This window comes from Streptomyces sp. 840.1, from assembly GCF_003751445.1.
Classification (GTDB): Bacteria; Actinomycetota; Actinomycetes; order Streptomycetales; family Streptomycetaceae; genus Streptomyces.
The window spans coordinates 4,311,582-4,331,255 of sequence record NZ_RJUU01000001.1; the positions used below are offsets into that span (position 1 = coordinate 4,311,582).

At 70.5% G+C, this 19,674-nt stretch carries 17 protein-coding genes; 11 read left to right on the forward strand and 6 right to left on the reverse strand.

The window, feature by feature from the left end:
• The first annotated feature begins 18 nt into the window (after window positions 1-18).
• Window positions 19-1,380 (forward strand): type I glutamate--ammonia ligase, encoded by a 1,362-nt coding sequence (gene glnA, locus EDD93_RS19795; RefSeq protein ID WP_123526403.1) that lies wholly within the window; start codon window positions 19-21, stop codon window positions 1,378-1,380.
• A gap of 84 nt (window positions 1,381-1,464) precedes the next feature.
• Here the strand turns inward: glnA and EDD93_RS19800 are convergent, their stop codons facing one another.
• From EDD93_RS19800 to EDD93_RS19810, 3 genes are all read right to left on the reverse strand, one after another.
• Complete coding sequence (locus tag EDD93_RS19800) at window positions 1,465-2,007, reverse strand: DapH/DapD/GlmU-related protein (RefSeq protein ID WP_123526404.1); 543 nt, start codon at window positions 2,005-2,007, stop codon at window positions 1,465-1,467.
• Window positions 2,008-2,058: 51 nt separating this feature from the next.
• On the reverse strand, window positions 2,059-2,985 hold the full coding sequence (locus EDD93_RS19805; RefSeq protein ID WP_123526405.1) for a LysR family transcriptional regulator: 927 nt from the start codon (window positions 2,983-2,985) through the stop codon (window positions 2,059-2,061).
• A 153-nt stretch (window positions 2,986-3,138) separates the two neighbouring features.
• Window positions 3,139-3,471 (reverse strand): hypothetical protein, encoded by a 333-nt coding sequence (locus tag EDD93_RS19810; protein WP_123526406.1) that lies wholly within the window; start codon window positions 3,469-3,471, stop codon window positions 3,139-3,141.
• Window positions 3,472-3,880: 409 nt separating this feature from the next.
• Here EDD93_RS19810 and EDD93_RS19820 point away from each other — a divergent pair, with 409 nt between their 5' ends.
• From EDD93_RS19820 to EDD93_RS19835, 4 genes are all read left to right on the forward strand, one after another.
• Window positions 3,881-5,134, forward strand: coding sequence for a helix-turn-helix transcriptional regulator (locus EDD93_RS19820; protein WP_123526408.1), 1,254 nt, complete (start codon window positions 3,881-3,883; stop codon window positions 5,132-5,134).
• A gap of 14 nt (window positions 5,135-5,148) precedes the next feature.
• On the forward strand, window positions 5,149-5,514 hold the full coding sequence (locus EDD93_RS19825) for a hypothetical protein (protein WP_123526409.1): 366 nt from the start codon (window positions 5,149-5,151) through the stop codon (window positions 5,512-5,514).
• 190 nt (window positions 5,515-5,704) lie between these two features.
• Window positions 5,705-5,932 (forward strand): hypothetical protein, encoded by a 228-nt coding sequence (locus tag EDD93_RS19830; protein WP_123526410.1) that lies wholly within the window; start codon window positions 5,705-5,707, stop codon window positions 5,930-5,932.
• A gap of 270 nt (window positions 5,933-6,202) precedes the next feature.
• The gene (locus EDD93_RS19835) at window positions 6,203-7,000 is read left to right on the forward strand and encodes a putative protein N(5)-glutamine methyltransferase (protein WP_123526411.1); all 798 of its coding nucleotides are present in this window, start codon (window positions 6,203-6,205) and stop codon (window positions 6,998-7,000) included.
• Between the two features lie 17 nt (window positions 7,001-7,017).
• Here EDD93_RS19835 and EDD93_RS19840 read toward each other — a convergent pair whose 3' ends face one another.
• A complete protein-coding gene (locus tag EDD93_RS19840; RefSeq protein WP_123526412.1) occupies window positions 7,018-7,533 on the reverse strand; it encodes a pyridoxamine 5'-phosphate oxidase family protein in 516 nt (171 codons plus the stop codon).
• A gap of 306 nt (window positions 7,534-7,839) precedes the next feature.
• Here EDD93_RS19840 and EDD93_RS19850 point away from each other — a divergent pair, with 306 nt between their 5' ends.
• Window positions 7,840-10,836 (forward strand): bifunctional [glutamine synthetase] adenylyltransferase/[glutamine synthetase]-adenylyl-L-tyrosine phosphorylase, encoded by a 2,997-nt coding sequence (locus EDD93_RS19850; protein WP_123526414.1) that lies wholly within the window; start codon window positions 7,840-7,842, stop codon window positions 10,834-10,836.
• Window positions 10,837-10,943: 107 nt separating this feature from the next.
• Here the strand turns inward: EDD93_RS19850 and EDD93_RS19855 are convergent, their stop codons facing one another.
• Both EDD93_RS19855 and EDD93_RS19860 read right to left on the reverse strand, forming a co-directional pair.
• On the reverse strand, window positions 10,944-11,840 hold the full coding sequence (locus EDD93_RS19855; protein ID WP_123526415.1) for a phosphatase PAP2 family protein: 897 nt from the start codon (window positions 11,838-11,840) through the stop codon (window positions 10,944-10,946).
• A 199-nt stretch (window positions 11,841-12,039) separates the two neighbouring features.
• Complete coding sequence (locus EDD93_RS19860; RefSeq protein ID WP_123526416.1) at window positions 12,040-13,086, reverse strand: LacI family DNA-binding transcriptional regulator; 1,047 nt, start codon at window positions 13,084-13,086, stop codon at window positions 12,040-12,042.
• 403 nt (window positions 13,087-13,489) lie between these two features.
• Between EDD93_RS19860 and EDD93_RS19865 the strand changes: the two genes are divergently transcribed.
• The 5 genes from EDD93_RS19865 to EDD93_RS19885 all read left to right on the forward strand — a co-directional run bounded on the left by EDD93_RS19865 (window position 13,490) and on the right by EDD93_RS19885 (window position 19,560).
• Entirely contained in the window at window positions 13,490-14,767 is a 1,278-nt protein-coding gene (locus tag EDD93_RS19865) for an extracellular solute-binding protein (protein ID WP_123526417.1), read from the forward strand.
• A 21-nt stretch (window positions 14,768-14,788) separates the two neighbouring features.
• Window positions 14,789-15,808: a carbohydrate ABC transporter permease gene (locus tag EDD93_RS19870; protein WP_123526418.1), complete on the forward strand. Its 1,020-nt coding sequence runs from the start codon at window positions 14,789-14,791 to the stop codon at window positions 15,806-15,808.
• On the forward strand, window positions 15,805-16,683 hold the full coding sequence (locus tag EDD93_RS19875) for a sugar ABC transporter permease (protein ID WP_123526419.1): 879 nt from the start codon (window positions 15,805-15,807) through the stop codon (window positions 16,681-16,683). Before EDD93_RS19870 ends, EDD93_RS19875 begins: the two co-directional genes overlap by 4 nt.
• 106 nt (window positions 16,684-16,789) lie before the next feature.
• The gene (locus EDD93_RS19880) at window positions 16,790-18,517 is read left to right on the forward strand and encodes a glycoside hydrolase family 13 protein (RefSeq protein ID WP_123526420.1); all 1,728 of its coding nucleotides are present in this window, start codon (window positions 16,790-16,792) and stop codon (window positions 18,515-18,517) included.
• The gene (locus tag EDD93_RS19885; RefSeq protein ID WP_123526421.1) at window positions 18,502-19,560 is read left to right on the forward strand and encodes a LacI family DNA-binding transcriptional regulator; all 1,059 of its coding nucleotides are present in this window, start codon (window positions 18,502-18,504) and stop codon (window positions 19,558-19,560) included. Before EDD93_RS19880 ends, EDD93_RS19885 begins: the two co-directional genes overlap by 16 nt.
• The last annotated feature ends 114 nt before the right edge of the window (window positions 19,561-19,674 follow it).

Sequence of the window (19,674 nt, forward strand, 5' to 3'; positions counted from 1 at the left end):
AACTGCAAGGATGTGGCTATGGACAAGCAGCAGGAATTCGTCCTCAGGACACTCGAGGAGCGGGACATCCGGTTCGTCCGGCTGTGGTTCACCGACGTGCTCGGTTACCTCAAGTCCGTGGCCGTCGCCCCTGCCGAGCTGGAGCAGGCGTTCGACGAGGGGATCGGCTTCGACGGCTCTGCCATCGAGGGCTTCGCCCGGGTCTACGAGTCGGACATGATCGCCAAGCCGGATCCGGGCACCTTCCAGATCCTGCCCTGGCGCGCGGAGGCCCCGGGTACCGCCCGCATGTTCTGCGACATCCTGATGCCGGACGGCTCGCCGTCCTTCGCGGACCCGCGCTACGTCCTGAAGCGGATCCTCGCCAAGACGTCCGACCTCGGCTTCACCTTCTACACCCACCCCGAGATCGAGTTCTTCCTGCTGAAGGACAAGCCGGTCGACGGCAGCCGCCCCACCCCGGCGGACAGCTCCGGCTACTTCGACCACACCCCGCAGAACGTGGGTATGGACTTCCGCCGCCAGGCGATCACGATGCTCGAATCGATGGGCATCTCGGTCGAGTTCAGCCACCACGAGGGCGCGCCCGGCCAGCAGGAGATCGACCTGCGCTACGCGGACGCGCTCTCCACGGCCGACAACATCATGACGTTCCGCCTGGTCATGAAGCAGGTCGCGCTGGAGCAGGGCGTGCAGGCGACGTTCATGCCGAAGCCGTTCTCGGAGTACCCCGGTTCGGGCATGCACACCCACCTCTCCCTCTTCGAGGGCGACCGCAACGCGTTCTACGAGTCCGGCGCCGAGTACCAGCTGTCGAAGGTGGGCCGCTCCTTCATCGCGGGCCTGCTGATGCACGCCGCGGAGATCTCCGCCGTGACCAACCAGTGGGTCAACTCCTACAAGCGCATCTGGGGCGGCTCCTCCCGCGCCGCGGGCGCCGGCGGCGAGGCCCCCTCGTACATCTGCTGGGGCCACAACAACCGCTCCGCCCTCATCCGGGTCCCGATGTACAAGCCCGGCAAGACCGGCTCGGCCCGCGTCGAGGTCCGCTCGATCGACTCCGGCGCCAACCCGTACCTGACGTACGCGGTCCTGCTGGCCGCCGGCCTCAAGGGCATCGAGGAGGGCTACGAACTCCCGGCGGGCGCCGACGACGACGTCTGGGCCCTGTCCGACGCCGAACGCCGCGCGATGGGCATCGAGCCCCTCCCGCAGAACCTGGGTGAGGCGATCTCGCTGATGGAGAAGAGCGAACTGGTCGCGGAGACGCTCGGCGAGCACGTCTTCGACTTCTTCCTCCGCAACAAGAAGCAGGAGTGGGAGGAGTACCGCAGCGAGGTCACGGCCTTCGAGCTGAAGAACCTGCTGCCGGTGCTGTAACTTCCCCAACTTCCGCGCAGAGCTGATGAGTACGCTCCGGGCCGGCCGTGTCGCACGGTCGGCCCGAAGCCGTCCCGGGCCCGGTCACCACCGCCTTCGCACCGCAGCCTTGCCGCCGGTCACCAGGCTGGCCGGCGGAACGTCGTCGGCCACGACCGCGCCGGCGGCGACCACGGCGTCGCGGCCGATGCTGACGCCGGGCAGGATCTTGGCACCGGCGCCGATCCACACGTTCTCCGCGACGTCGATGGGCGCGCCGGTCAGCCAGCCCCGTCGCTCCTCGGGATCGACCGGGTGGCCGACGGTGATGAACATGACGTTGGGGCCGACCATCACCCGCTCGCCGAGCCGGATGCCGGCGTAATCCAGGAACGTGCAGTTCTGGTTGATGAACACCCGCTCGGCCAGGTCCAGTCGGAGCCCGTGGTCCGTGTAGAACGGCGGATAGACGGTGACCTTCGGCGGCAGCGGCCTGCCGAGGATCTGCTCGAACAGCTCGGCCTTGCCGCTCTCGTCATCGAAGGGCAGGACGTTCAGCCGGGAGGTGAGCCGGGTGGCCCGCAGGACCCGCTCGGACATGGCCCGGAACTCGGGGCTGTGGATGCGCATGAGGCGGTCGTTGGACAAGCGAGGGTCCTTTGCGGTGGTGGTGTGCGGGTGACGGGGACGACGGTCGGTTCACGTTGCCCAGGTCGGGCGCCAGACCGGCGCGGGGAGACCCGGCAGGCCTTCCAGGTGGGCGATGACACCGCGGAGCCCCGGGTGGGGGTTCACCGCGGGGACGATGAGCGACAGCGGGTACGCGAGGGTCGGATTCACGACCGGGATGCGGCGCAGGCCGTACTCGGCCGGCCAGGTGTACCGGTCGCGCGCTCCGACGAGGGTGGCCACCTGGCCGGACTCCGCGAGGGTGTCGAGGAGCACCTCGTCGCCGAAGTGCGGCCCGGCCGCGTCGATACGCAGGTCGAACTCGGCGGCGAGCTGGTCGTAGAAGTCCGACCACTCGCTCAGCGGCGCGATGCCCGGCACCCAGATCCGGTGCTTGCGCAACTGGGCCGGTGTCAGGCTGGGCGCGGAGGCGAGCGGATGCCCCGGGCCGACCAGGAGTTCCAGCGGGGAGTCGAACGCGTGCAGCATCCGCACACCGGACGGCAGCGCGTCCGGATCGGTGACGGTGCGGAACGAGGCGTCGATATCGCCCGCCGCGACGGCGGCGGCCGCCACGCGCGGATCATTGACCCGCAGGGTCACCACGTCGAGGCCGGACCCGGGACGCGACCGCCAGTAGTCGTGCAGCACGAGGGCCTGCGCGCTCCGCAGGCCGAGTACGTCCACCCGGAGCGCCCGTGAGCCAGGCCTGACCGAGGCGACGGCCCGCTCGACGGCGGCGACGATGCCCCGGGCGTGGGGGAGGAAGGCCCGGCCGTCCAGGGTCAGCTCCACCCCCCGGGCGGTCCGCGCGAACAGCCGGACCTCCAGCTTCCGCTCCAGGGCGGCGATCCGCTTGGAGACCGCCTGCTGCGTCACGCCCAGCTCGTCGGCCGCATGCCGCAGCTGCCCGAGCTCGGCGGCCCGGACGAACGATCGCAATGCCTCGGTGTCCACCTGGTCATCGTAGGCAGGTACAACCAATCGTTGTGGCTGGAGGAGGGGTGGTTGTGCGACCGCGGCCCGCAGTCCGCACCAACGGCGGTGCGCGACTCTCCCAACCGACGGTGCCCGCCACCTGCCTGAACGCACCGGCCTGAACACACCGGGCTAGTCCGGTTCAGGGCTCCTCTCCTCCAGGGGCCGGACCTCTTCCCAGGTGTGCTGTCCGTCGTGACCGGCGAACAGGCAGCAGCCGTCGCCATCCGGCCCCGGAGCGACCGCCGGGCAGTCCGGCAGCACGGCCAGGTCCACAGAGGCCTCGTACCACCGGAGCCACATCGCGGTGCCGTACTCGACGTCGTCGAGAAGGCCGTAGTGCCGGCCGCCGCTGTGGACGGACAGCTGGCACTGAACGGCGCTGTCGACGCATCCCGAGGCCGACCTTTCCCGGGCGTCCGCTGCCAGCCTCAGCGGCAGCCGGTGCCAGCGTGTGCACTGCATCACGGCGCCATCCGGACAGGAGCTGCGGAGGTCCGCCCGCCTCCCGTGCAAAGCAGGCACGCGCACGGTGGAAACCTGCAGAGGGATGCGGGAGCCACCGGCCCCCTGCCCGGCGCCACTTCCGTCCGGGGCCCCCATGTCCGCCCCGAATCACGGGAGACCCTGAGCGTCATGGCCACACGTGGTTCGGTGCCGAGGGGGCGCTCTTGCACGCCGTGGTCCCGTCGGTGAGTCCGTGCTTCTTCCTGTGTGGCCATGGCCTCGCTCCTTCGCGTATTCATGCGCTCTTCCGGGTCAACGACAAGGAAAACGCTCGGAGTCGAAGGTCTCCACGGCATCGATGCGTCACTCTTGAGGCAGATCCGGGCGCAGGCGCGGGAGCGGCGAAGTCGTGGGAAGGAGGGGCGACATGGGACTGGCGAAACGGCGCCGGACCCTGGGCTACAGTCAGGAGAAGTTGGCCCAGTTGCTCGGTGTGGACCGCACAACGGTCGGGCGCTGGGAGTGCGGCAGGATCGATCCGCAGCCGGTGCAGCGGCGAGGCCTGGCCAGAGTCCTCGAAGTCAGTCTCGAAGAGTTGGACGCCCTCCTGGCGCCGTCGCGAGCCGAAGGCCGGGAGAGCGACGGGCACCTGCCCGGCGAGCCCTCGAAGGCGGGAGACCCCGACGAAATGATCCGCCGCGAATTCCTCCGCATACTGACCATCAGCGGGGCGTTGACCGTTCTCCCGGCCGAGGAGGCCGAGGCCCTTGTCGAGGGAGTCCACAGGGGAACGCCGGCCGACTTCGCACGCATGAACAGCCATCTCTGGCAGGTCTACCGACTGGCCCGCTCCAAGGGTTCCGTCCACCCGGTCGTCCGGGATCAGCTGACGACGCTCAATGACGCTCTGGCAGGTAACGGTGGCGGCCCCCGCCCTCTGCTGAACGCGGCGGCTGACCTCTTCCAGCTGGCCGGTGAGGTGGCCTTCGACGGCAGCCGGTACGCGGACGCCGCAGCTTCGTACTCGCTTGCCGCATCGGTCAGCAAGGACGCCGAGGCCTACGACCTGTGGGCCTGCGCCCTCGTTCGTCATGCCTACGTCGACATGTCCGAGCGACGCTACGGCCAGGCCACGCAGATGCTCGGAGCAGCCGCACGACTGGCCGACCGTGGCGACAGCGACCTCCCGACCCGGCAGTGGGTTGCCTCGGTCCGGGCCGAGGCGTACGCGGGCCTCGGTGACCTGGACGCGTGCGAACGCGCGATGGAGCAGGCGGAGTCCGTCCTCGGCCTCGACGGGGGCACCGCCAACGGTGGCTGGCTTCGGTTCGACGGGGCGCGTCTGACCGAGGAACGGGGATCTCGCTATGTGCAGCTCGGCCGCCTCGACCTGGCGGAGCGGGCTTTGCGAGGGGCGCTGGAGCAGTCGGCCCTGGCACCCGGGCAGTCCTACCGCCGACGCGGAGCTGTGCTCACCGACCTGGCGGCCATCGGCGCGAAGCGGCGGGACGCCGAGCAGGTCGTGTCGTACGGCCACGAGGCCATCGGCCTCGCCCGAGCCTCATCGTCCGGGTACGTCGCCCGTAGACTCCGAGCCCTGTGCGAGGAGTTCGGTCCCTTGAACCGCGACCACCGTGTGGCGGAGCTGAGGGCGGAGATCGCCACGCTGAGCACGCTCTGACGAGAGGGGCACGCATGCCGCGGACCGAAGGTGCACGACTCTTCCGGGAGACCTGGATCGCCGGAGTGCACAAGCACTTTCCAGGGGAGCCGAAGGCGGGGTACGTGACTCCGTGGGCCGACACGCCGCAGTGGGAGCGTGAGGCCGCAGGATCGGTCTACGACCAGGTGCGGCAGTTCGTCGAAGTCAGTGGCGGCGCTGCGTCGCGTCTTTCCCGCGAGCAGAAGAGCCGATTCGTCGCGACCTGCTGGACGGCCCAGATGTTCAAGCACTTCGGTGACCCGAAACCCGGGTACGTAGCGGACTGGCCCGACCTGCCTTCCTGGCAGCAGGAGACCGACGCCGACATCTTCGAGGCCATCGAGACGGCGCTCGCCTGACCCCGCCGGAGACCGGTGCTGCCGGTGCCGTGCGGGATACGTGTGAAGGGCTGACGGCCACCGCGACCGTCAGCCCTTTTCGCGTCCGGGCCCGCCCCCCGCTTGCGGAGCCCGCTGTTCCGCTGGACCGCACCTGTCCGATCACTGACAATGGTTGCCAGGGCAGCAGTGGGCGGGGGAACGGGGAGCCATGGCTGAGATATTCGTACTGTTCGGTGCACTGTTCACGGTGATCGTTTTTCTGATCGTGAAGCTGATGCTGAAGGAGCGGCGCCGCCCCACGGACAACTTCGACGGCCAGGAGATCGAGCGGCTGCACAGCGCCGAGGCGCGGCATACCCGAGCGGCCAACACGTCGGTCGCCGTGCACAACCGGTTCTTCGACGGCGGCAACGACTGGCGGCCCGGACGGCGCTGATCCGGCCCGCCCGGAGGGTCCGCATGAGCGGGTCCGCGCTGGGGTAGGGTGACGTGCCCCGCACGGGGACGTAGTGAGTTCCCTCTACGGGGACGTACCGAAATCCCCGCACGGGGACGCAGCAAAGGTTCCCGCACGGGGACGTACCGGAGGAGGTGGGACCCATCACCGCTGTATCAGGCTGGGTGCTCGCCCCTCGTCAACGCGTGGTCGACCGGACATAACCGGCCGCGGAGCACCCATCGGCGTTTTCCCGAAAGGCTCCGCTCCATGCCGGTCCCGCTGTCACCGCTCGACCTCTCCGCCGTCATCACCACACTCCGCACCGCCGGCTGCGTATTCGCCGAGGACGAGGCGGAGCTCATCGCCTCCACCGCCGGGGACCCCGCCGCGCTCGCCGCCATGGTGGAGCGCCGCGCCGCCGGTCTGCCCCTGGAACACGTCCTGGGCTGGGCCGAGTTCAGCGGGCTCCGGATCGCCGTGGACCCCGGGGTCTTCGTCCCCCGTCGCCGCACCGAGTTCCTGATCCGCCAGGCCGTGGAACTCGCCCCGAGACCCGCCGTCGTGGTCGACCTCTGCTGCGGCACGGGCGCGCTCGGCGCCGCGCTCGCCGCAGCTCTGGAGGACGTCGAACTCCACGCCTCCGACGTCGAACCCGCCGCCGTGCGCTGCGCCCGGCGCAACGTCGGCGAGCTGGGCCGGGTCTACGAGGGCGACCTCTTCGCACCGCTGCCCGGCTCGCTGCGCGGGCGCGTCGACGTACTGCTCGCCAACGTGCCGTACGTACCGAGCGGGGACGTCGCCCTGCTCCCCGCGGAGGCGCGCGTGCACGAGCCGCTGGTGGCGCTCGACGGCGGCGGCGACGGCCTCGACGTCATGCGGCGGGTGGCCGCCGAGGCGCCGAGGTGGCTGGCGCCCGGCGGCAGCCTGCTCGTCGAGGCGAGCGAACGGCAGGCCGCCCTCGCTGAGGAGACCCTCGGCGGCAGCGGGCTGATCCCGCGGGTGGTCAGCTGCGACGAGCTGTACGCCACCGTCGTGATCGGGACCATGCCCGCCCGACCCCGGTAGCAGAGCCCCCCGACGGCTCAGGCGAAACGCCACCGGGTCTGGCTGAACCGCTCGCCCTTGCCGAAGCCGAAGACCGTGCGCGGAGGGACCGCGAACACCTCGGCCCGGTTGCCCTGGGAGCCCACGAACATGCCGTCCGCGACATCGAAGTGCCAGAACTCCCCGTACTTCGCCTCCCAGGCCTGGGCGAGAGCGGTCAGCAGGGCCGTGTCCGTCACCCGGTCCGCCCTGCCCTCCACCACCACGTCGAAGCCCTCGGTCCAGGCGTTGTTGCCGGTCGTGAGGACCACTTCGGGGTTGGCCGCCAGATTGCGGCCCTTGCGTTCCTCGGCGCCGGTGGAGAAGTACAGCGCACCCTGCCACCAGACCCCGATCAGCGGTGTGACGTGCGGGCGGCCGTCGGGGCGGACCGTCGTCAGCCAGTACAGCTCGGCGCCGGACAGCAGCTCCCGCGCGTCGGCCCAGCGGGCGGGCTCGGCGCCGGAGCTGCTGTAGCGGGGATCCAGCTCGGCGTGCGGTTCGGCTGCGGACATGATCGGGCCTCCAGGAGAGCGCTGAACGGGACGTGCCGGTGAAGTACAGACTGTGCGACGGCCCCGTACTCATCGGTGCGGGACCAGGGCCCGTCAGGCGAATCATGGCCGGGGTCACGGTGTCTGGCACGGCACGGCACCTCGCCGCGTTGCCGAAACATCCGAATCGCTCCGCGATGAGGACATTTCGGCGCCTTGCGATGCACCGCACCAGACACCGCGCCCTTCCCGGCCCTGATCCGCCGGACAGGCCCTAGGCTCGTCATGCTGGAACGTGATCGGGCGGCGAGCAGGAGAGAGCGCGGAATGACGACGTTGCCGGGGCGCAGGAGCAGTACGTTCACCCGATTGCTGCGGCACGGATTCACCGACCCGTCCGCCGCCGAACGGCTGCTCGACCTGCCGGACCTCTCCTCCGTACGCTCCGACCCCGTCCTCCTCGAAGCGCTCGGCGCCACCGCCGACCCCGATCTCGCGCTGCGCGGCGTCGTACGGCTCGTGGAGGCCGAGGAGGAGGACGAGCGGCAGATCCTGCTGGACACCCTCGTCACCGCCAAGCCGCTGCGGGACCGGCTGCTCGGGGTGCTCGGGGCGTCCGAGGCGCTCGGTGACCACCTGGCCCGCCACCCGCGCGACTGGCAGGCACTCGTCACGTACGAGGCCACCGATCTGCATCCCGGGGTGGCCGAGTTCGAGCACGAGCTGGCCGGGGCCGACGACCAGGACGCCCTGCGTGTCGCCTACCGCCGGTGCCTGCTGTCGATAGCGGCCCGGGACGTGTGCGGTACGACGGACGTGGCCCAGACCGCCGCCGAGCTCGCCGACCTGGCCACGGCCACCCTGCGGGCCGCGCTCGCCATCGCCCGTACGGCGGCGCCCGAGGACGCCGCGCAGTGCCGCCTCGCCGTCATCGCGATGGGCAAGTGCGGCGGCCACGAACTGAACTACGTCTCCGACGTCGACGTCATCTTCGTGGCGGAACCCGCCGACGGCGCCGAGGAGAGCGCCGCGATCCCCGCCGCCACCCGGCTGGCCGCACACATGATGCGGATCTGCTCCGACACGACCGTCGAGGGCACCATCTGGCCCGTCGACGCCAACCTCCGCCCGGAGGGGCGCAACGGGCCCCTGGTGCGCACCCTGTCCTCGCACCTCGCCTACTACCAGCGCTGGGCCAAGACCTGGGAGTTCCAGGCGCTCCTCAAGGCCCGGCCGGTGGCCGGTGACCCCGCGCTGGGCGCCGAGTACGTCGAGGCCGTCTCGCCGCTCGTCTGGCAGGCCGCCGACCGCGAGAACTTCGTCCCCGACGTGCAGAAGATGCGCCGCCGCGTCATCGACACGATCCCCGTCGACCGGGTCGACCGCGAGATCAAGCTCGGGCCCGGCGGACTGCGGGACGTCGAGTTCGCCGTACAGCTGCTCCAGCTCGTGCACGGCCGCAACGACGCCGCCCTGCGCAGCGGCTCCACCCTGGAGGCCCTGGGCGCGCTCGCCCGGGGCGGCTATGTGGGCCGGGTGGACGCCGCACAGCTGGACGACGCCTACCGCTTCCTGCGCACGATGGAGCACCGCATCCAGCTCTACCGGCTGCGCCGCACCCACCTCGTGCCGGAGGACGAACCGGACCTGCGGCGCCTCGCCCGCTCCCTCGGCATGCGCACCGACCCCGTCACCGAGCTCAACCAGGCCTGGAAGCGGCACGCCTCCGTGGTGCGCCGACTGCACGAGAAGCTGTTCTACCGGCCGCTGCTCGACGCCGTCGCCCAGCTCGCCCCCGGCGAGTCCCGGCTCAGCACGAAGGCCGCCGCGCACCGGCTCGAAGCCCTCGGCTACGAGGACCCGGCGGCCGCGCTGCGGCATCTGGAGGCGCTGTCGTCCGGGGTCTCGCGCAAGGCCGCCATCCAGCGCACCCTGCTGCCGGTGCTGCTCGGCTGGTTCGCGGACTCCGCCGACCCGGACGCCGGACTGCTCGGGTTCCGCAAGGTGTCCGACGCGCTGGGCAAGACCCCGTGGTACCTGCGCCTCCTGCGCGACGAGGGCGCGGCGGCGGAGAACCTCGCCCGGGTCCTGTCGGCCGGCCGGCTCGCCCCGGACCTGCTGCTGCGCGCCCCGGAGGCGGTGGCGATCCTCGGCGACCCGCAGGGGCTCAAGCCACGCGGCAGGGACGCCCTGGAGCAGGAGGTGCTGGCCGCGGTCGGGCGCTCGGAGGGCGCCGAATCGGCGGTGGCGGTGGTGCGCGGCGTGCGGCGGCGCGAACTGTTCCGGACCACGTCCGCCGACCTCATCGGCTCCTACGGCACCGAGGACAGCCCTGCGGAAGAGGACCCGGGCGCGCTCGTCGACCGCGTCGGCACCGCGGTCACCGACCTCAACGCCGTCACCATCGCCGGAGCGCTGCGCGCCGCCGTACGCGCCGAGTGGGGCGACACGCTCCCCACCCGGTTCGCGGTCATCGGCATGGGCCGCTTCGGCGGACAGGAGCTCGCCTACGGCTCCGACGCGGACGTCCTGTTCGTCCACGCGCCGCGCGAGGGCGTCGACGAGCAGGAGGCGGCCCGTGCCGCGAACCGGGTGGTGGCCGAGATGCGCAGGCTGCTCCAGCTGCCGACCGCGGACCCGCCGCTGCTCATCGACGCCGATCTGCGCCCCGAGGGCAAGAGCGGGCCCCTGGTCCGCACCCTGAAGTCGTACGAGGCGTACTACCGGCGCTGGTCGCTGGTCTGGGAGAGCCAGGCACTGCTGCGCGCCCAGCCGATGGCCGGCGACGCGGACCTGGGCAGCGACTTCATCGAGCTGATCGATCCGCTGCGCTATCCGGCGGAGGGGCTGGGGGAGGACGCCGTCCGCGAGATCCGGCGGCTGAAGGCGCGCATGGAGTCCGAGCGGCTGCCGCGCGGGGCGGACCCGACGCTCCACACCAAGCTGGGCCGGGGCGGGCTGAGCGACGTCGAGTGGACGGTCCAGCTGATGCAGATGCAGCACGGCTGGGAGGTGCCGGGGCTGCGGACCACCCGGACCCGCGAGGCGCTGGCGGCGGCCTGTGCGGCGGAGCTGATCTCCGCCGAGGACGCCCAGACGCTGGACGAGGCGTGGGTGCTGGCCACCCGGGTCCGCAACGCGGTGATGCTGGTGCGGGGGAGGCCGGGCGACACCTTCCCGTCCGGGCCCCGGGAGCTGACGGCGGTGGGGCGGTACCTGGGGTACGAGCCAGGACACGTCGGCGACATGCTGGACGACTACCGGCGGATCACCCGGCGCGCGCGGGCGGTGGTGGACGAGCTGTTCTACGGGGCGGCGGTGTGAGGCGTGGCGCCGGTGCGGTGCCGGATGCCGTCGCGGCGGGGTTTCCGGGGCTCCGCGCCGGACCCCGCTTCTCAGTCGCGGCGGGGGCCTGACGTCGCCCCGGTCCGTCAGTTCCGGCCCACCGCGGCCTTCGCCCGGTGCACCGAGAGCGCGGACAGGCGTGGGCGCCGGGCCGTCTTCCGGGGGATCTGCCTCGGCAGATGGTGCGGGAGCGCTCCGTACCAGGCGTACGACACCGCGTAGCCGAAGGCCAGGCAGGCCATGCCGCCCACCGCGTCCAGCCAGAAGTGGTTCGCGGTCGACACGATCACGATCAGCGTGACCGCCGGGTAGAGCAGGCCCAGGATCTTCGCCCAGGGCGCGGAGGCCAGGGCGAAGACGGTCAGGCCGCACCACAGTGACCAGCCGATGTGCATCGACGGCATCGCCGCGTACTGGTTCGACATTTCCTTGAAGTTGCCCGAGGCCATCGAACCCCAGGTCTGGTGGACCATGACCGTGTCGATGAACTTGCTGCCGTTCATCAGGCGGGGTGGTGCCAGCGGGAAGAGGTAGTAGCCGGCCAGCGCGGCCGCCGTGGTCGCGAACAGGGTCAGACGGGCCGCCGCGTAGCGTCCTGGGTGGCGGCGGAACAGCCACACGAGCACACCGATGGTGACGACGAAGTGCAGTGTCGCGTAGTAGTAGTTCATCGACACGATCAGCCATGTCACGGAGTTGACCGCGTGGTTGACCGACTGTTCGACGGCGATGCCCATGAACCGCTCGACCGACCAGATCCAGTCGGCGTTGGCCAGGGCCGCCGCCTTCTGCTCGGGGACGGCGTTCCGTACCAGCGAGTACAGCCAGTAACTGACCGCGATCAGCAGGATTTCGAACCAGAGACGTGGCCGTCTGGGGGACCGCGGGGCACGCAGCCCTGCCAGGCTGCGGTCGCGCAGTCTGCGCAGCCGGTTCACGTTGCCGGCCTGCTTCGTGTTCGCCTCGGGAGCCGCCTCGTTCACGATGGGTGACGGGGTGGCCTCCGTGCGGCCTTCCTGTGGTTTCACGCTCAATTCACCCATAGGCACAGAGTCTGCCAGATTTGCCCCCTCCGCCTGATGATCCTCCGGTCGGAAGGTGCGTGCACGTCCTGCGGACGGCGCGAAGGGCTTGTGGGGCCCAGCCGCTCGCACGTCCTGCGGGCTGCGGGTGCGCGTGGGATTATTGGACGGTCGGGGCAGGTGCCGTGTCCGGGCCGGGGCCCGCGGCCGTCGAACCGCGCACGACGAGCTCGGGCATGAAGACGAACTCGCTGTGCGGGGCGGGAGTGCCGCCGATCTCCTCCAGGAGCGTGCGCACCGCGGCCTGGCCCATCGCCGTCACCGGCTGCCGGATCGTGGTCAGCGGCGGATCGGTGAACGCTATGAGCGGCGAGTCGTCGTAACCGACCACCGAAAGATCGCGCGGTACGTCCCTGGAGAGCCTGCGAGCAGCACGGATGGCACCCAGCGCCATCATGTCGCTCGCGCACACCACCGCCGTGCAACCCCGCTCCATCAGCGCCGAGGCGGCCGCCTGGCCGCCCTCCAGCGTGTACAGGGAGTGCTGGATCAGCTCCTCCACCTCGTCCGGGGTGAGGTTCAACTGCTCCCGCATCGTGGCGTGGAAGCCCTCGATCTTGCGGACCACGGGGACGAACCGCTTGGGGCCGACGGCCAGTCCGATCCGGGTATGGCCCAGCGACACCAGATGCGTCACCGCCAGCCGCATCGCGGCCCGGTCGTCCGGTGAGATGAACGGCGCCTGCACCTTGGGCGAGAAACCGTTAACCAGTACGAAGGGGACCCCCTGGGCGCGCAGTTGCTCGTAGCGCTGCATGTCGGCCGAGGTGTCGGCGTGCAGCCCGGAGACGAAGATGATCCCCGAGACGCCGCGGTCCACCAGCATCTCGGTCAGCTCGTCCTCGGTGGAGCCACCGGGCGTCTGGGTCGCCAGTACCGGGGTGTAGCCCTGCCGGGTCAGCGCCTGCCCGATGACCTGGGCGAGCGCCGGGAAGATGGGGTTCTCCAGCTCGGGCGTGATCAGACCGACCAGACCCGCGCTGCGCCTGCGCAGCCGTACGGGCCGTTCGTAGCCCAGGACGTCGAGCGCGGCGAGGACGGATTCGCGGGTGGCAGCGGCAACCCCGGGCTTGCCGTTCAGCACACGGCTGACCGTCGCTTCGCTGACCCCCGCCTGAGTTGCGATATCGGCAAGCCGTGCGGTCATGGGACTGGACTGTACCGGGAGCGGGTCGGATTGCCCACCATGCGCAGGAATCGGGCCCCGGCGGCTGCGGGGTCGGCCCGGGGCGCCTCCCGTTGCTCCGGCCGTGAAGGTCTTCCGGAGGTCTTCCGAAGGGCTTCGGCAATATCTTGCAAGACCTTGCGAAGCCGGTTCGCCGGCTGCGATCAGATCGTCGCACTGCGGAATCATGGGCGGTGGCCTGCCCCTGCCAGGGTTCAGGGGCCCGCGTCAAGGGGCTTGACGGCAACCTTGAGGACACGCGAATGTAACGATCACCGGAGCTTGCAGAAATCTTCCGCAAACTCTTTCGGCCTTCTTTCATCCTTGTTACGTTCACGTCGACCCGGCGCCGCGACGGAGCGGTACGGCAGTTGAAGGAGTTCAGATGCGACGTGGCATAACGGCCACCGCCCTGGTCGCGGCCCTGGCGCTCGCGGCGACCGCCTGCGGCAGCGATGACGACGATTCCAACGGCACCTCCAAGAGCTCGGGCGAGCTCTCGGGCACCGTGACGTGGTGGGACACCTCCACCGCGGGCAGCGAGGACAAGGTCTTCAAGAAGATCGCCGAGGGCTTCGAGAAGGAACACCCGAAGGTCGACGTCAAGTACGTCAACGTGCCCTTCGGTGACGCGCAGAACAAGTTCAAGAACGCCGCGCAGTCCGGCTCCGGTGCCCCCGACGTGATCCGCTCCGAGGTCGCCTGGACGCCCGAGTTCGCCGACCTCGGCTATCTCGCCCCGCTGGACGGCACCCCCGCCCTCCAGAAGGCGGACGACTTTCTGAAGCAGGCCGCCGCGTCCACCAAGTACAAGGACAAGACGTACGCGGTGCCGCAGGTCATCGACTCCATGGGCATCTTCTACAACAAGAAGATCTTCAAGGACGCCGGCGTCGAGGTCCCCAAGACCGTCGACGAGCTGAAGACCGTATCCAAGAAGATCAAGGACAAGACCGGCAAGACCGGTCTCTACCTGCGCGGCGACGACGCGTACTGGTTCCTGTCCTTCCTGTACGGCGAGGGCGGCGACATGGTCGACGCCTCCAGCAAGTCCGTCACCATCGACAACCCGGCCGGCGTCAAGGCGATGAAGGTCGTCAAGGACCTCGTCGACTCCGGCGCCGCCAAGACCGACGCGACGGACGGCTGGGAGAACATGCAGTCGTCCTTCAAGGACGGCAAGGTCGCGATGATGATCAACGGCCCGTGGGCCGTCGCCGACACCTACACCGGCAAGGAGTTCAAGGACAAGGCCAACCTGGGCGTCGCCCCGGTCCCGGCCGGCTCCGCCGCACAGGGCGCCCCGCAGGGCGGCCACAACCTCGCCGTCTACGCCGGTTCCAAGAACCTCGACGCCTCCTACGCCTTCGTCGACTACATGACCTCCGTCAAGACCCAGGCCCAGGTCACCAAGGAGCTCAACCTGCTGCCGACCCGCACCTCGGCCTACGCGCAGGAGAGCGTCGTCGACAACGAGATCGTCGGCTTCTTCAAGCCCGTCGTCGAGAGCGCCGTCGAGCGCCCGTGGATCCCGGAGACCGGCAGCCTCTTCGCTCCGCTCGTCACCGAGTACACGAAGGTCCTCACCGGACAGACCTCCCCGGAGAAGGCCGTCAAGACGACCGGCGACTCCTACCGCAAGCTCCTCAAGGGCTGGAAGTAACCCAGGAAGGCAGGCCGGCTGATGGCTGTCCACACCAGCCAGTCGGTGGCGAAGGCCGCGGGCGACGAAACCGTCGCCCGCGGCCGGAGCCGCGGTACTGGCAACCCCACGCCCCCGGGCCGGATCCGGCGGGCGCTGTCGACCCACTGGTACGCCTGGACCATGGTCGCCCCGGTCGTCGCCGTGATCGGCGTGATCATCGGGTATCCGCTGGTCCGCGGCATCTACCTGTCGCTGACCGACGCCAACGAGCGCAACGTCGAACGGTCCATCGGTGTCAACCACCTGCCCGCCACGTACAAGTTCGTGGGCCTGGACAACTACACCGAGGCGCTCACCGGCGATCAGTTCCTCGGCACGCTCGGCTGGACCCTGGTGTGGACGGTCTCCTGCGTGGCCATCACCTTCTCCCTGGGGATGGCGCTCGCCAACATCCTCAACCGGCGGATCGCGGGGCGCTCCGCCTACCGGATGGCGTTGATCCTGCCCTGGGCCATCCCGGGCTTCGTCTCCGTCTTCGCCTGGCGCTTCCTCTACAACGAGGACCGCGGGCTGCTCAACAAGATCCTTTCCGGGGCCGGCTTCGACGGCATACCGTGGCTGAACGACCCGACCTGGGCGAAGGTCGCCGTCATCGCCGTCAACGTCTGGCTCGGTGTGCCGTTCATGATGGTCGCCCTGCTCGGCGGCCTGCAGTCCATCCCCAGCGAGCACTACGAGGCCGCCGAGATGGACGGCGCCACCGCCTGGCAGCGCTTCCGGCACATCACGCTGCCGGGACTGCGTCCCGTCTCCACGACGGTGATCCTGCTCTCCACGATCTGGACCTTCAACATGTTCCCGGTCATCTACCTGCTGACCCGGGGCGGACCCGGTGACGCCACCCAGATCCTGGTGACGCAGGCGTACAAGTTCTCCTTTGAGATCAGCCCGCGCGACTTCGCGCAGTCCTCCACATGGGGTGTGCTGATCCTCGTACTCCTGCTGATCTTCGCCGCCATCTACCGGCGAGTCCTGCGCACCCAGGGAGACGACTGGTGACCACCATCCCCACCCCCACCGCGCGGCACTCCGCGCCCAAGGTCCGGCTGCGCGGCGAGCGTTCACCGCTGGCCTCCACCGCCCTGCACCTGACGCTCGTCGTCGCCTCGGTGATCGCCGTGTTCCCCGTGCTGTGGGTGCTGCTCACCTCGCTGAAGCCCGCCCAGTTCGCGACGACGACGGACTTCTTCAGAGAGACGACCTTCGAGAACTACTCGAACCTGATCCAGAACACGAAGTTCCTCACGTGGTTCGGCAACTCGGTGCTCGTCGCCGGGTTCACCACACTCCTCGGCGTGATCGTCTCCGCCTCGACCGGCTACGCCGTCAGCCGCTTCCGCTTCCCCGGCAAGCGCGGACTGATGTGGACGCTGCTCGTCACCCAGATGTTCCCGGTCGCGGTCCTCATCGTGCCGATCTACAACATCATGGCGGGCATGGGGCTGCTCAATAAGCCCGCCGGTCTCGTCATCACCTACCTCACCATCTCGGTGCCCTTCTGCGCCTGGATGATGAAGGGCTTCTTCGACACCATCCCGCGCGAGATCGACGAGTCGGGGCAGGTCGACGGCCTCACCCCGTTCGGCACGTTCTGGCGGCTCATCCTGCCGCTGGCCAAGCCCGGCCTCGCCGTCACCGCCTTCTACTCCTTCATCACCGCCTGGGGCGAGGTGGCCTACGCCTCCGCCTTCATGGTCGGCGAGGACAACCTCACCCTCGCGGGCGGCCTCCAGCTGTTCGTCAACCAGTACGGGGCCCAGTGGGGTCCGATGACGGCCGCGTCCGTGCTGATCGCGATACCCGCGGCCCTGGTCTTCCTGTTCGCGCAGAAGCACCTCGTCACCGGCATGTCCGCCGGAGCCGTCAAGGGCTGAGCGTCCCCAACGGCAGCAGCACGACCCGCACGCACCAAGTCACGGTGGCGCCGGCATCCCGACCCGGTTCCGGCGCCGCCCCCCACCCAGACACCCCAGGGACGACATGACCCAGCACCTCGCTGCCCCCTCCACCGGCACGTCCACCGACGCCCCGGGCCACCGCACCGGCTGGTGGCAGGACGCGGTGATCTACCAGGTCTATCCGCGCAGTTTCGCCGACGGCAACGGCGACGGCATGGGCGATCTCGCAGGCGTCACCGCCCGGCTCCCGTACCTCAAGGACCTCGGCGTCGACGCGGTGTGGCTCAGCCCCTTCTACGCCTCCCCGCAGGCCGACGCGGGTTACGACGTCGCCGACTACCGGGCCATCGACCCGATGTTCGGCACCCTGCTGGACGCCGACGCGCTGATCCGGGACGCCCACGACCTGGGCCTGCGGATCATCGTCGACCTGGTGCCCAACCACTCGTCCGACCAGCACGAGTGGTTCAAGCGCGCGCTCGCCGATGGCCCCGGCTCCGCCCTGCGCGACCGCTACCACTTCCGCCCCGGAAAGGGCACGGACGGCGAACTCCCGCCCAACGACTGGGAGTCCATCTTCGGCGGACCGGCCTGGACCCGGACCACCGACCCGGACGGCACGCCCGGCGACTGGTACCTCCACCTCTTCGCGCCCGAACAGCCCGACTTCAACTGGGAGCACCCGGCCGTCGCGGACGAGTTCCGCTCGATCCTGCGCTTCTGGCTCGACATGGGCGTCGACGGCTTCCGGGTCGACGTGGCGCACGGCCTCGTCAAGGCCGAGGGGCTGCCCGACCTGGGCACGCACGACCAGCTGAAGCTGCTCGGAAACGATGTCATGCCCTTCTTCGACCAGGACGGCGTACACGAGGTCTACCGCAGCTGGCGCACCATCCTCGACGAGTACCCCGATGCAATGGGGCCCGAAGGGCCTTCGTCAGAGGGGCGGCGGCGGGCGACGGGCGGGCGGATCCTGGTGGCCGAGGCCTGGACCCCGACCGTCGAGCGCACCGCCAACTACGTGCGCCCCGACGAGATGCACCAGGCCTTCAACTTCCAGTACCTGGCCACCGCCTGGGACGCCGCCGAGCTGCGCGCCGTCATCGACACCTCGCTGAACGCGATGCGCCCGGTCGGCGCCCCCACCACCTGGGTGCTCTCCAACCACGACGTCACCCGGCACGCCACCCGGTTCGCCAACCCGCCGGGGCTCGGCACCCAGATCCGTACCGCGGGCGACCGCGAGCTGGGCCTGCGCCGGGCCCGCGCGGCCAGCCTGCTGATGCTGGCGCTGCCCGGCTCCGCCTACGTCTACCAGGGCGAGGAGCTCGGCCTGCCCGACGTCACCGACCTCCCCGACGAGGCCCGCCAGGACCCCTCGTTCTTCCGGGCAGAGGGCCAGGACGGCTTCCGCGACGGCTGCCGGGTGCCGATCCCGTGGACCCGCGAGGGCAGCTCGTGCGGCTTCGGCGACGGCGGCAGCTGGCTCCCGCAGCCCACCGGCTGGGGCGAGCTGAGCATCGAGGCCCAGGCCGGCGCGGCCGGCTCCACCCTGGAGCTGTACCGGGCCGCGATCGCCGCCCGCCGGGTGCACCCGGGGCTCGGTGCCGGAACGGCGGTGGAGTGGCTGGAGGCCCCCGAGGGCCTGCTGATCTTCGCCCGCCCCGGCTTCGTCTGCACCGTCAACACCACGGACGCCCCGGTCCGCATCCCCGTACGCGGAACCGTCCTGCTGTCCAGCGCCCCGGTCACCACCGACGGCGCCGAGATCGAGCTCCCGGCCGACACCACGGTGTGGTGGACGGTGTGACGGTCCCCCCGCCCAGGGCCGGCAGCGCGCTGAGGCTCTCCGACATCGCCGGACAGGCCTCGGTCAGCGAGGCGACCGTCAGCCGGGTGCTCAACGGCAAGCCGGGCGTCGCGGACACCACGCGTCAGCGGGTGCTCGCGGCGCTCGACATCCTCGGCTACGAGCGCCCGGTACGGCTGCGGCAGCGCAGCGCCGGACTGATCGGGCTGGTGACGCCCGAACTCACCAACCCGATCTTCCCGGCGTTCGCGCAGTCCGTGGAACAGGTCCTGGCGGGCCACGGCTACACGCCGGTCCTCTGCACCCAGCTGCCCGGCGGCGCCACCGAGGACGAACTCGTCGAGCAGCTCGTCGAACGCGGCGTCGGCGGCATCGTGTTCCTCTCCGGGCTGCACGCCGACACCTCGGCCGACCCGGCGCGCTACGCCGCGCTCACCGACCGGGGCGTGCCGTTCGTCCTGATCAACGGCTACAACGAACGGATCAGCGCCCCCTTCGTATCGCCCGACGACACCGCCGCCGTCCGGATGGCCGTGGGCCACCTCGCCGAACTCGGCCACCGCAAGGTCGGCCTGGCGATCGGCCCGCAGCGCTACGTCCCCTCCCGCCGCAAACGCGACGGCTTCGTGGACGCGGCGGTGTCGCTGCTGGGGATGGACCGCTCCGAGGCCGAACTCATGGTGTGCTCGACGCTGTTCAGCGTCGAGGGCGGCCAGGTGGCGGCGGGCGCCCTGCTCGACCGGGGCTGCACGGGCATCGTCTGCGGCAGCGACCTGATGGCCCTGGGCGTGGTCCGCGCCGCCCGGGACCGGGGCCTCGCGGTGCCGCGCGAGGTGTCCGTGGTCGGCTTCGACGATTCCCAGCTCATCGCGTTCACCGACCCGCCGCTGACCACGGTCCGCCAGCCCGTCCAGGCGATGGCTGCGGCGGCGGTCGGCGCCCTGCTGGAGGAGATAGCCGGCAGCCCCGTCCAGCGCACGGAGTACGTGTTCCAGCCGGAACTGGTGGTACGGGGATCGACGGCGGCGGTGCGGGGCGTCTGAGGACGTGTGTGCACGGGGCCGGGTCCGGAGGGGGACCCGGCCCCGTCGCGTGCCCACGAGGGCTGTCGGGGTCTCGCAGAGAAGTGCACCCTTCGATGCCCTCGGAAGCCGGGC